Annotated in this window: 9 protein-coding genes; all 9 read left to right on the forward strand. The window is 46.6% G+C overall.

Going from position 1 to position 12,451, the window contains the following annotated elements; all coding sequences use genetic code 11:
• Window positions 1–349 precede the first annotated feature (349 nt).
• The 9 genes from R7F64_RS13335 to R7F64_RS13375 all read left to right on the forward strand — a co-directional run bounded on the left by R7F64_RS13335 (window position 350) and on the right by R7F64_RS13375 (window position 12,448).
• Window positions 350–1,234, forward strand: a complete 885-nt coding sequence (locus tag R7F64_RS13335) for a LysR family transcriptional regulator (RefSeq protein ID WP_017820178.1) — start codon at window positions 350–352, stop codon at window positions 1,232–1,234.
• A 53-nt stretch (window positions 1,235–1,287) separates the two neighbouring features.
• Entirely contained in the window at window positions 1,288–2,118 is an 831-nt protein-coding gene (gene fdhD / locus R7F64_RS13340; RefSeq protein ID WP_318071779.1) for a formate dehydrogenase accessory sulfurtransferase FdhD, read from the forward strand.
• A 406-nt stretch (window positions 2,119–2,524) separates the two neighbouring features.
• Window positions 2,525–3,919, forward strand: a complete 1,395-nt coding sequence (gene uhpT / locus R7F64_RS13345) for a hexose-6-phosphate:phosphate antiporter (protein ID WP_021707729.1) — start codon at window positions 2,525–2,527, stop codon at window positions 3,917–3,919.
• A 138-nt stretch (window positions 3,920–4,057) separates the two neighbouring features.
• On the forward strand, window positions 4,058–4,666 hold the full coding sequence (gene uhpA, locus R7F64_RS13350) for a transcriptional regulator UhpA (RefSeq protein ID WP_005376090.1): 609 nt from the start codon (window positions 4,058–4,060) through the stop codon (window positions 4,664–4,666).
• A complete protein-coding gene (gene uhpB, locus R7F64_RS13355) occupies window positions 4,666–6,168 on the forward strand; it encodes a signal transduction histidine-protein kinase/phosphatase UhpB (protein ID WP_318071780.1) in 1,503 nt (500 codons plus the stop codon). Before uhpA ends, uhpB begins: the two co-directional genes overlap by 1 nt.
• Window positions 6,169–6,174: 6 nt before the next feature.
• On the forward strand, window positions 6,175–7,515 hold the full coding sequence (locus R7F64_RS13360; protein ID WP_318071781.1) for an MFS transporter: 1,341 nt from the start codon (window positions 6,175–6,177) through the stop codon (window positions 7,513–7,515).
• A gap of 124 nt (window positions 7,516–7,639) precedes the next feature.
• Window positions 7,640–8,857: a mannose-6-phosphate isomerase, class I gene (gene manA / locus R7F64_RS13365; RefSeq protein ID WP_253657103.1), complete on the forward strand. Its 1,218-nt coding sequence runs from the start codon at window positions 7,640–7,642 to the stop codon at window positions 8,855–8,857.
• A 352-nt stretch (window positions 8,858–9,209) separates the two neighbouring features.
• The gene (locus R7F64_RS13370; RefSeq protein WP_047101062.1) at window positions 9,210–10,472 is read left to right on the forward strand and encodes a hydroxymethylglutaryl-CoA reductase; all 1,263 of its coding nucleotides are present in this window, start codon (window positions 9,210–9,212) and stop codon (window positions 10,470–10,472) included.
• Between the two features lie 407 nt (window positions 10,473–10,879).
• Complete coding sequence (locus R7F64_RS13375; protein WP_318071782.1) at window positions 10,880–12,448, forward strand: DUF1800 domain-containing protein; 1,569 nt, start codon at window positions 10,880–10,882, stop codon at window positions 12,446–12,448.
• Window positions 12,449–12,451: the final 3 nt, after the last annotated feature.

Genomic DNA, 12,451 nt, shown 5'->3' on the forward strand with positions numbered 1-12,451 from the left:
TGACGAATTTTTCCACTGACGGTCATCACATTTTTAATCAATACAATTTATGAGGTTAATCGTTTTTCTATTCGATTCCGCCTAGTTCGCTTAACGAACTCAATAAAATCGCTACTCTTGATAATAGATAATATCTATCACACTATAGATACTTTAAATTTGACCCTAATTAATATCAGGAATAGCCTTGATTCAGATCAATTTTGAGTGTGGTTTTATTCTTGACTTGGTTTTGGTTTTTCATTCCCCAGTTAAAACGCTCCAGCGCTTAAAAAGTACGGTAGTGCTGTGCCCTTTTTAGGGAGTTCCCCCGTACATGTGACTCACAACGCAAGGTTAACAAGCCATTATGGATATCAAACAACTTAAATATCTCATCGCACTTGAACAGACCAAACACTTTGGTCAAGCCGCCGCATTGTGCCACATTACGCAGCCTACTTTGTCCATGAGAATCCGAAGCTTAGAGGAAGAACTCGACCTCGAATTAATCCAGAGAAGTCAACGATTTGAAGGATTTACTGAAGCCGGAGAGCGCATTTTAGCTTGGGCAAAAACCGTCTTAGCAGCTCATGATGGATTGCAAGCCGAAGCCGCCAACTGCCGTGGTCAGTTGGTAGGCTCTCTTCGGCTTGGAATGGTGCCACTCGCCAGCCAAAACCCTATGCAATTGCTCAAACCATTAGCTCAACAGTTCCCTGAGTTACGCTTTCAAATACTCTCCATGACGACCGAACAGATCATAGACCAACTCAATCGCAATCAACTTGATTTGGGGATGTGTTATGTCGATCAAGTCAACACCGCTTACTTCGATGTTATCGAACTAGATTCAACCAAACTTGGCGTTTTATTCGATGAGCGTCATTTTGATTTTGCCGAATCTGAAGTGTTGTGGGAGTCACTCAATAACATTCCGCTAGGGCTGCTTTCGAAGGGCATGCACTATCGCCACTCCATTGATCTTAGCTTTGTGAGTAAAGGGCTGGTTCCGCAAACCGTCATTGAAAGTAACTCCACCTTTCACTTGATCCAAGCAGTAGCCAGTGGCCTTTGTTGCGCCATTATGCCGCTGAATTGTGGATTGGAAGAGTTGAACGATACGCTTCGCATTATCCCTATCGAAGAAGCCGCCGTTCACGCCCCGCTAGGTTTGTTAAAGCGAAAACAAGAACCCTTCTCCGCGCTAACCGATCAGTGCTTCGCAGAAGCAAAAAACATATTCAATCGATAACAAGAATCCACACGTCAATTTTTGGCATACATAACGGCTTATGAGGTGATTTCATGAGATGTACTACTCAATCTTATTTAGAACTGTCCGATTTCAATCAAGCACCACCTCAACCAAGTGCGTTCAATTACCGAGAATTGATTGATGGCCGCCCAGTGCAACAAATGTCGCTGGCGAGTGAATCCGCCTTAGTTATCAGCTATAACGGCATTAGCCAAGCGGTCATGATGGTGACGCCAGGCCATCTGGAAGACTTCGTGAAAGGATTTAGCCTAAGCACAGGCATCGTCCACGATTTCAAAGAGATTAAAGACATTGAAATTGGTGGCGATCACGAATCTCACTATGCGGAAGTGGAAATCAGCAACCGCGCTTTCTGGGCGTTAAAAACACAGCGCCGAAATCTTGCCGGCACAACCGGATGCGGCATTTGTGGTGTAGAGGCTCTGGAACAAGCTTTGCCTGATTTGGCACCGCTAACACCGTCTCTTCCTCCGCGCTCCGATGTATTCGAAGGGCTGCGAGACAAAGTCGCACTGCATCAAGAAGCCGCACGTGAATCTGGCGCGTTACACGCCGCTTTATTTGCAGATTTACAAGGCAACATCAAGTTGTGCCGAGAGGACATCGGCCGTCACAACGCGCTAGATAAGTTGATTGGCGCATTGACCAACAATCACATCGAGCCTCAAAGTGGCTTCGCAATCATGACAAGCCGTTGCAGCTTGGAGTTGATCCACAAAGCCGTTCGCGCGCGTATCCCCACTCTGGTTTGCTTATCTGCGCCTACAGCGTTAACTGTCGAATGGGCAAGAAGAAACCATTTGAACCTAATTCACTTGCCAAAACACGGCTCGCCGCGTCTATACAGCCCCGCGCCTTAACACGTCAACCTAATCGAATTCCTAATATTTCTAACGGAGACCTCTGGGTCTCTGTTGTTTGCTTCTCGTTCCCAATTGATACTTAGCGACAAGACACTATTCTCTCCAACCAAACGTGCTCACCCCTTGTCAGCACTAAGCTTGCGTATATTAACCTGCTTGCATTTGAACGCTTTCCAACCCGATAAGAACCCTGTCAAAAACCCATAAATTAGTAAGGATTTTGTGTGACTCTTTTCACGCTTTTCCGCCTTCCTAGGCATTTCTAGGAATTTTTCCTAGCCGATCTAGGCAACCATCTCATGTGCCTTACAAAACCACTCTCTAGAATTCCGCTCAGTCAAAGGTAACAAGAGCGCATAACGGCCGCCGTTGTGTTTCTAAAACAATTACAAGAGAGTTCATCATGTTAAAATTCCTCGAACAAGTGCGGAAGCCGACCCTCGATCTTCCTGTCGAAGTTAGAAGAAAGATGTGGTTTAAACCGTTCATCCAATCTTACTTGGTCGTATTCATCGGCTACCTAACCATGTACTTGATTCGTAAGAACTTCAATGTCGCGCAAAACGACATGATCTCAACTTACGGTTTGAGCATGACAGACCTAGGTCTTATTGGCCTTGGCTTCTCCATCACATACGGCATCGGTAAAACCGTTGTGTCTTACTACGCTGACGGTAAGAACACCAAGCAATTCCTCCCTTTTATGCTGATCCTTTCAGGTCTTGCAATGCTTGGTTTCAGCTTCAGCATGGGCGGCGGTAGTGCAAGCCTGTTCTTGATGGTGGCTTTCTACGCTCTAAGTGGTTTCTTCCAAAGTACTGGTGGCCCTTCTAGTTACTCAACCATTACAAAATGGACACCTCGTAACAAACGCGGCTCTTACTTAGGCTTGTGGAACATGTCACACAACGTTGGTGGTGCGGGCGCAGCGGGTGTTGCTCTTTTCGGTGCCAACTACCTATTCGACGGCCACGTAATCGGCATGTTCGTGTTCCCTTCTATCATCGCGATCATCGTTGGCTTCATCGGTATGCGCTTTGGTAGCGACTCTCCAGAAGCTTACGGTCTAGGTAAAGTAGAAGAACTTTTCGATGAAGCAGTGAGTGAAGAAGACACCGCCGCAGAAGAAAACCAGATGACCAAAAAAGAAATATTTGTTGAATACGTTCTTAAAAACAAAGTTATCTGGCTACTTTGCTTTGCCAACATCTTCCTTTACATCGTGCGTATTGGTATCGACCAATGGTCAACGGTATACGCGTACCAAGAGCTTGGTCTGTCAAAAGAAACGGCAATCTCTGGCTTTACTCTGTTCGAAGTCGGTGCGCTTGTGGGTACTTTGATGTGGGGTTACTTATCTGACTTAGCAAACGGTCGCCGCGCATTGGTTGCTTGTGTGTCTCTTGGTTTGATCATCGTATCGCTTGAGTTCTACCAACACGCCACTAGCGAGTTCATGTACTTGGCCTCACTATTTGTATTGGGCTTCTTGGTGTTTGGTCCGCAACTTCTTATCGGTGTTGCCGCGGTTGGTTTTGTCCCTAAAAAAGCAATCAGTGTGGCTGACGGCGTAAAAGGTACATTCGCTTACCTAATCGGTGACAGCTTCGCGAAACTTGGTCTCGGTATGATTGCAGACGGTACACCTATCTTCGGCTTAACAGGTTGGAAAGGTACCTTCGCAGCCCTAGATACCTCCGCCATGATTTGTATTGTTTTGCTTGCTTTCGTCGCTATCGCGGAAGAGAAGAAGATTCGACACGCGAAGAAGCTTCAACTTGCACAAAACCAAGCCTAGCTTCTCTGCGCGCTTTACTTCGGTAAAGCGCGCAAGATCATTAAAAAGCATGGCTCAATTCAGTATCATTAAAGATTTTTCTATTAGCTCCTGTTGGAGCTTATTGTTGTTAGTCGTCTGCTCTATTTGGTTGTAATAATGATTCATGTTGCTCTAGTTGATGATCACGTCATCGTGCGTTCAGGTTTCGCACAATTATTAAATTTAGAAAGTGATATTACCGTTGTTGGTGAATTCGGCTCTGTCGCCGAAGCGCGAAAAGGCTTGCCTGCGGTACACCCTCATGTCGTCATCCTAGATATCTCCATGCCAGATGAAAGCGGCTTAAACTTTCTTAGCGAAATACCAACTGGCATTGCCTGCGTGATGCTTAGCGTGCATGACTCCCCTGCGATGGTGGAAAAATCACTAAAGCTAGGTGCAAAAGGCTATCTTAGTAAACGCTGTAGCCCAGACGAACTTATTCAAGCCGTGAGAACCAGTGCTTCTGGCGGCTGTTACCTCACATCAGATATTGCACTTAAACTTGCAACGCCTAGCGACAACACCACCTCTCTATGCCAACTGACAAAACGTGAAAACGAGGTATGTCAGCTACTTGCGACCGGGTTGGATGTAAAGTCTGTCGCGGCAGAGCTTGGCTTGAGCCACAAGACGGTGCATGTGCATCGTGCGAATGCCATCGACAAACTCGGCGTGAAAAACAACGTTGAGCTCGCCAAACTATTTTCTCAAGAGTCCTTTTAATGCGAGCCTATTCTGTCACAACGATTTGTGGTCTGTTTGTTATGGCCTGTGCTTGGTTCTGTTTGTGGGTGATCGCCTACTACTTTGTCAACGATCCAGAGCTCGCCATTCTGCTTTTCCCATTCGCCTTACGATTGGGGATTGCGCTGCACACTCGCACCGCGTACTGGCCAACAATCTACGTATCAGAATGGGCGCTGACGATTGCACTTGCGACCCTATTAGAGCAACCTCAATGGCTCACAGTGCTGATCGCCAGTGTTGCCAGCATCCCTGTCACACTGATTGCGAAAAAATACTACTACGGTGACCAAAACCGCCACTTAGCCGTCATGGGCATTGTGATCATCATTACTGCCTTCATCAACGTAATGGCGGTCGGATTTCACGTGCCTTCTGTTTACATGGTATGGCTGGCTAGCATTTCTGGAGGCTTGCTCGTGGTGCCTATGTGCTACCTGTTGTGGAGCTATTTGTTCCAAAGTCGTTGGTCTCCGCTTAGCTCTCTCCTACTTAGTAATGCCGTTGTATTTCAGGTGCGTCATATCGTGCTTTATGCGCTGCTTTTGATCGGCAGTATTTTGGTGCAAACCAGTTTACCTGAAGAGCTAAAACGATTTGCGCCATTTTGTATGGCTATCCCAATCATCGTGTTGGCACTTCGTTACGGCTGGCAAGGAGCCCTGCTCGCCACCATGCTCAACAGCATTGCGCTGATTGCGGCTCGCAGCGGCGTATCAAATCTAGAAATCACCGATTTGTTATTATCTCTCTCGGCGCAAACCATCACCGGCATTATGCTCGGCTTAGGGGTTCAGAAACAAAAAGACCTCAATCACAAACTGCGCGGCGAACTTGCACGCAATCAGAATTTGTCTCGCCAGCTTATCAAAGCGGAAGAATCGGTAAGACGCGATATTGCGCGCGAGCTACATGACGAAATCGGCCAGAACATCACGGCAATCCGCACACAAGCCAACATCATTAAGCGGGTAAATAACACAGAAACACGCGTAGGTTGCGCAGACATGATTGAAAGACTTTCGCTCAACGTGTACGACACCACTAAGCGACTGTTGAGCAAGCTAAGACCCAAAATGCTGGATGATTTGGACTTGCAAGAATCCGTCGAGCAACTGACGCGAGAGATGGAATTCGCCAATCACGGAACAACTGTTCAATTGAACTGGCAAGGCGATTACACCAGCCTGAGTGACACACTCAAAGTCACCCTATTCCGTTTATGCCAAGAGTCATTGAATAACGCCGCCAAGTACGCAGGAGCGCAGTTGATCAATATTGAGCTGACAATTGGAGAAACGGCACTGTCACTGATGATTCACGATGATGGTGTCGGTTTCAAAGTTCAGGACAGTATGAAAGGCATGGGCGTTCGCGGCATGCAAGAGCGTGTGCACGCGTTAGGTGGAAAAATGGTTATCTACTCCACCAGCAATCAAGTGACTGGCACACAAATCAGCATTACTCTACCTAAGGTGTAACTCAAGATGTTTGGATTTTTACGTTCACCTAAATTTACTCAACCGAGTCTGAGCAACGAGCAAATCGACCAGCGTTACCGCCATTGGCGTTTGCACATTATGTTGGGGATGTACATCGGCTACGCAGGTTTCTACTTTACCCGTAAGACCTTTAACTACGCCGCACCAGCGATGATTACCAACCTTGGCTTAGATAAAGGCGATTTGGGTCTTATCGGTACACTTTTCTACATCACCTACGGCTGTTCGAAGTTTATTTCTGGCACGATTTCGGATCGCTCTAACCCTCGTTATTTCATGGGATTAGGATTGATTGCGACAGGTCTGGTCAACATCGCGTTCGGCTTTTCTAGCTCACTCGCGGCTTTCATTACTCTGTGGATCTTAAACGCGTGGTTCCAAGGCTGGGGCTGGCCTTCATGCTCCAAGCTGTTAACCACTTGGTATTCACGTTCCGAGCGTGGCTTCTTATGGGCGATTTGGAACACCGCACACAACGTTGGTGGCGCGCTGATCCCTATTTTGGTGGGCTATTTAACGTTGCACTACAGCTGGCGTGAAGGTTTTATTCTACCCGGCATCATCGGGGTGTTGCTCGGTCTATTCGTTTGTTGGCGATTGCGCGACAAACCCACAACAATGGGTTTACCAAGTGTCGGCCAATGGCGCAACGACGCACTAGAACTTGCGCAAGAAAATTACGGACGTGGCCTCACCTACCGCGAAATTCTGAAATCGTACGTATTTAACAACAAATACATCTGGCTGCTCGCGTTCAGTTATGTGTTGGTTTACATCGTCCGAACCGCAATCAATGACTGGGGAAACCTGTACTTGACCGAGCAGCATCACTATAGCCTGATTAACGCCAACGCTGCTCTGTCGATGTTTGAAATCGGAGGTTTTGTTGGTTCATTGGTTGCGGGTTGGGGCTCAGACAAACTCTTTGGCGGTAACCGTGGGCCAATGAACTTGCTGTTCGCGATTGGGATTTTCTTATCTGTCTCTGCGCTTTGGCTGATGCCTCTGACCAACTTTGCATTCCAAGCGGCGGGATTGTTCTCCATCGGCTTCTTTGTCTTTGGGCCACAAATGCTGCTCGGTATGGCAGCGGCTGAGTGCTCTCACAAAGATTCTGCCGGCGCGGCAACAGGATTCGTGGGCTTGTTCGCCTACATGGGCGCAGCATTGTCAGGTTACCCACTGGCGTTAATTCTTGAAGAATATCATTGGACGGGTTTCTTCATCACTATTTCAGTTTGTGCAGCCGTCATTGGCCTTTTGTTGCTGCCATTTTTGCAAGCGCAGCCATCACGAAAACCTCTCGAACCAAAGCCTCGGTTGTAAATCGACTTATCGCCCTTAGGGCAAATTGGCGAGTGACCTAACCGCGCTCGCCCTCCTTATTTAACGTATCTCTGCTCAATTTTTCTTCCGATTCAGTTCGGAGGGTTAACTATGGGAAAAATTCATGAATTTGAACACTATTTCATCGCATAGCTTCTTTCAAATGAACAACAAAATCCAAAACTACGCTTGGGGAAGCACCTCTTCTATTCACGATTTGTTTGGATTTTCTAACGAAACGAATGAGCCTCAAGCAGAAGTATGGATGGGTACTCACCCAAACGGCTGCTCTGAAGTTCAGGTTGAGCAAAACACGCTGCCTTTGTCTGAACTGATCAAACAAAACCAACCCGCTTATTTATCAGCAGAAACCGCAGCAAAATTTGGCGACCTGCCCTTTCTGTTTAAAATCTTAGCGGCCGAACACGCACTGTCGATTCAAGTTCACCCAAGCAAGCAAGATGCCGAAATAGGCTTCGAAAAAGAGCAAAGTGCTGGGATCCCACTAAACGCGAGCCATCGTAACTACAAGGATCCAAACCACAAACCTGAGCTGGTATACGCACTGACAAGTTACCAAGCCATGAACGGTTTTCGCTCGTATGCCGAGATTATTGAGGCATTTAGCCTTTGCGATATCGATGAGCTACGCGCGCCTCTTGACACATTCAAACGCGAAATCAACTCACAAGGTTTACGCGATTTCTTTGTGCACATTCTTACCATGGAAGGAGAAACAAAAGAGCGAGCACTGAAACAGCTTCTTGCCCACGCTTCACGTCAATCGGAGCAAGGCACTGACAGCGACGTTTTCCAGCTCATCTTGGATCTATCCACTCAATACCCTGGCGATGTCGGCTTGTTTGCGCCATTACTGTTGAATGTCATCACGCTGCAACCTGGCGAAGCGATGTTCCTGAGCGCAAGAACGCCACACGCTTACATTAAAGGTACGGGATTAGAGATCATGGCGAACTCAGATAACGTTTTGCGTGCAGGACTCACGCCGAAACACATGGATGTTGAAGAACTGGTTAAATGCACAGACTTTGTGCCTAAGCCGTTTAACAGCCTTGTTCTAGAACCCAATGCCGATGGTTGCCAAAGCCTTTATCCGGTCCCAGTGGCAGACTTTAGTTTCAGCATTCTTAACCAACCGAACAATGAAGTGGTTGATGCCAATAGCGCAGAGATTTTGATGGCGATTGATGCCGACCTGACACTCATCAGTGATAACGGTGAGACGTTAACCGCCGCGAAGGGACAATCTGTATTTGTTCCTGCTTACGTTGGCCATTACCGTATTCAAAGTGCGGGACGTGTGGCTCGCGCCTTCAACTAGTTTTTGAACAACCGATTCAAACTAACGTCTGACCCAAGGGACTGGGTTAGACAATTTATTCCTTTCATAGATTGAACCATTCCGCTCTTAAGGCACTCATGCTTACACCTTGTCGAATCCAAACACCTACAGGCCAGTTTCTCTAAGAGGCATAACCTCCCGGATCTGCCATTTACTGCAACATTCATTGTCAAAACCCATTTATGTCCGGTAAATTCGTCGCTCCAATATCAAATCACTTGGATAATAAAGGCGCTTGCACAGTGGTATTTGTTGCAAAACGTATAATCAACGTTGTAATCAAAGCCTCAATCACTACAATCTCTGGTTCGATTTTTCAGTTAACGTTTGTATGCCGAAGTTAAACCAAGATAACCCTGTTCAAAGCTCCGCCCTTTCCGATATCGAAACCAGCAGTAAGATTCAATCGGCATTAGAACCGAAGTTTCACAAGCCAGAGAAACGTCTCTGCTTAAGCCCTGGCCTGTCGGATAAGCATTTGGCGCGCCGTTGGCAAGTATTGGAACACGTGACCAATAAAGATCATCTCCTTGATCCTTTCACGCAGTCACATTGCGATGCTTACTCCAACAACATCGAGCACTTCATTGGTACTGTTAATGTGCCGGTCGGCATTGCAGGCCCTTTGCGCGTCAACGGCTTGTATGCGAACGATGACTTTTTGGTTCCGCTCGCAACGACAGAAGCCGCGTTAGTCGCTTCCTACAACCGTGGCGCAAATCTTATTACCGCCGCTGGTGGCGCGAGCGCATTGTTGCTGAGTGAAGGGGTGAGCCGAACGCCAGTGTTCGCCTTTAATAACCTTGCCGACGCTGGCCAGTTCGTCAGTTGGGTTGTGACCCAGTTTGACGCATTTCGTCAAATTGCGGAATCCACCACCTCACATGGCAAACTCAAAGACATCAATGTAAATATCGAAGGAAACCACGTTTATTTGGTCTTTGAATACGTGACTGGTGACGCTTCCGGACAAAACATGGTGACCATCGCAACAAACGAAGTGTTCCATCATATTTTGGCGACCAGCCCAATCAAACCAACTCAAGCATTCTTGGATGGCAACTTATCAGGCGACAAAAAACCAAACGCGCACACACTGCGCTCGGTACGCGGTAAGAAAGTATCCGCCGAAGTGACCATTCCTGCTGAGTTGGTGGAAAAATATCTGCATACGACGCCGGAGTCTATGGTTCAATTTGGCAAAATGACCACAGTGGGCGGTTTACTCAGCGGGACAATTGGCGTCAACGCGCATTACGCAAACGCGCTTGCCGCGCTGTACATTGCTTGTGGTCAAGATGCCGCTTGCGTTGCAGAGTCTGCCATTGGAATCACTCGTATGGATGTGGACGCTCAAGGCAACTTGTACGCGTGCGTGACCTTGCCAAACATCATGGTGGGGACGGTTGGTGGTGGTACTGGCCTTCCAACGCAAAAAGCATGTTTGGATATTTTGGGTTTGCACGGCAACGGCAATGCGAAAGCGTTAGCCGAAGTCGCAGCTGCGCTTTGTCTGGCTGGCGAACTCTCGATCGTGGGCGCATTTTGTGCCGATCACTTTTCTCGTGCTCACCATAAGCTTGCCCGAAAATAACCTTTGTTGCTTTGTACAAGAGAACATCCGTGTGGTTTTCTCTTGTGCAAACCAATGGACTTTATTTATTGGCTCAATAATTTCTTGAAACTAACTTAAGCCTTAACAAACATACCAATCTCTTGTTAACAGTACTTTAGCTGTCCCCCTTCTATATCCATTGCGATATCTCTGCTTGTTACTCTTCATTGGCCATATTTAATATCAGTATCTTAGAAAAAATAGCATCAAAAACTTCTAGCACTATAGTACCAAATTCATCGTTTGAGTTTTTTGTTCACCACTTATAGCTACTATACTCGCCTATGCAGCTGCTTGATTTTCATAAATTTACTAAACAGCTCAAAAGAGCTTAATAACTCCCGTTAAATGGACTTAAATCGTTACTTCGGGTAAGCGAGTTAACTATGAGACGTCAGAAGCTAAATAAAATCTCTGCTTGGGTACTAGGATTGGCTATCTTATTGCTGAGCCATGTGCCTAATGTATCAGCACAAATACAGCAATCCCCATCCGATCAAACCGTTGCGCGTTTTCTCTATCAAACCTCTTTTGGACCAACTCCTGCGTTAATTAATGAGGTTAGGGAAAACGGGTTAGGGGACTGGATACAGAAACAAATCAACCTGCCAGCAACCTACCATCAACCACTTTATCAAACGCCTTTTTCTAAAGGCCTACAGTCAAACCGAGAAAATGCTTGGTATCAGATTGTTGTTACTGCTGAAGATCAGCTCAGACAGCGAACGGCTTATGCATTGAGTCAGATCGTAGTCGTTTCTCGTTATGGCGGCGTTCTTTCCAGCAAACCTACAGGGTTAGTGAATTACTACGATCTGTTGGTTGAGCATGCGTTTGGCAACTACCGAGACCTGTTGTATGACGTTTCCATCCATCCAGTCATGGGGAGCTATTTGTCTATGCTCGGTAGTGCAAAAGAAAATAGTGCGACAGGAACGCTTCCCGATGAGAACTTTGCTCGAGAGTTAATGCAGTTATTCACTATCGGTTTGTATGAACTCAATTTAGATGGCAGTAAAAAGCTAAACCACGCAACAGGCAAACCTATCCCCACGTACAATCAAACTGATATTCAAGAGCTCGCGCGAGCATTAACTGGATGGAAAAATTCCGACATCGCATTCGTGAAACCGATGCGAGTTATCAGTCAAAGACACGACACCGGCGAGAAGCGATTTCTAGGGAACGTGATCCCATCGGGTCTAACCGCACAAGAAGAGCTTTCAAAAGTGATTGATATGTTGATGTCTCACCCAAATGTTGCTCCATTTGTTTCAAAGTTACTTATCCAACGTTTGGTCAGTTCAAATCCAAGCCCAGAGTACGTCGCGCGTGTTGCTACGATATTTAACAACAATGGGGAAGGAGAAAAAGGCGATCTAACCGCCGTTGTTCGAGCCATATTGCTCGACCCTGAAGCATTAGGGATGACGGATACCCCGCCTATAAAAGTGAAAGAACCGATACTGGTCCTGACTAATTTTCATCGAGCATCAGGTTTTACGGTTAAAGGATCACGTTACGAAGACGCAACAACGATGATGAACATCGCTAATCAAGGGCCGCTTCGTTCTCCTTCCGTGTTTAATTTTTACTCTCCAGACTATCAGCCGTCTAACGAGTTTACGGAGTCTGGTATTAACTCTCCAGAGTATGAACTTCTCAATTGGTCTGTTTATACCGATTTGGTCAACTATATGTTAACCAGCACTCGTAGAGGAGGTGGTGATTCCTACCACTTCGATCTTAACGAGCTTTATCTTCTTCTAGACGATCACCATGCCTTAGTCGAATTGGTTAACGAGCGTTTCTTTGCTGGAACGGCTTCTGCTGAATTGAAAGAGCTCATGCTCACCGCCCTGAATGATTATCGTGGGGACTATGTGCCAACAACAAAACTCGCTCTAGTGATATTTACCGCCATTTCTGGCGACGAATTCTATATTCAGGATTAGGAG

The organism is Vibrio sp. Vb1980 (genome assembly GCF_033338615.1).
In the GTDB taxonomy this organism is placed as follows: Bacteria; Pseudomonadota; Gammaproteobacteria; order Enterobacterales; family Vibrionaceae; genus Vibrio; species Vibrio alginolyticus.

What these genes read in the sequence shown, in the direction of transcription:
- uhpA (WP_005376090.1), top strand. Translation starts at nt 4,058, where the DNA reads ATGATTCATGTTGCTCTAGTTGATGATCACGTCATCGTGCGTTCAGGT.
- uhpB (WP_318071780.1), top strand. Translation starts at nt 4,666, where the DNA reads ATGCGAGCCTATTCTGTCACAACGATTTGTGGTCTGTTTGTTATGGCC.
- R7F64_RS13370 (WP_047101062.1), top strand. Translation starts at nt 9,210, where the DNA reads ATGCCGAAGTTAAACCAAGATAACCCTGTTCAAAGCTCCGCCCTTTCC.
- R7F64_RS13375 (WP_318071782.1), top strand. Translation starts at nt 10,880, where the DNA reads ATGAGACGTCAGAAGCTAAATAAAATCTCTGCTTGGGTACTAGGATTG.
- manA (WP_253657103.1), top strand. Translation starts at nt 7,640, where the DNA reads ATGAATTTGAACACTATTTCATCGCATAGCTTCTTTCAAATGAACAAC.
- uhpT (WP_021707729.1), top strand. Translation starts at nt 2,525, where the DNA reads ATGTTAAAATTCCTCGAACAAGTGCGGAAGCCGACCCTCGATCTTCCT.
- R7F64_RS13335 (WP_017820178.1), top strand. Translation starts at nt 350, where the DNA reads ATGGATATCAAACAACTTAAATATCTCATCGCACTTGAACAGACCAAA.
- fdhD (WP_318071779.1), top strand. Translation starts at nt 1,288, where the DNA reads ATGAGATGTACTACTCAATCTTATTTAGAACTGTCCGATTTCAATCAA.
- R7F64_RS13360 (WP_318071781.1), top strand. Translation starts at nt 6,175, where the DNA reads ATGTTTGGATTTTTACGTTCACCTAAATTTACTCAACCGAGTCTGAGC.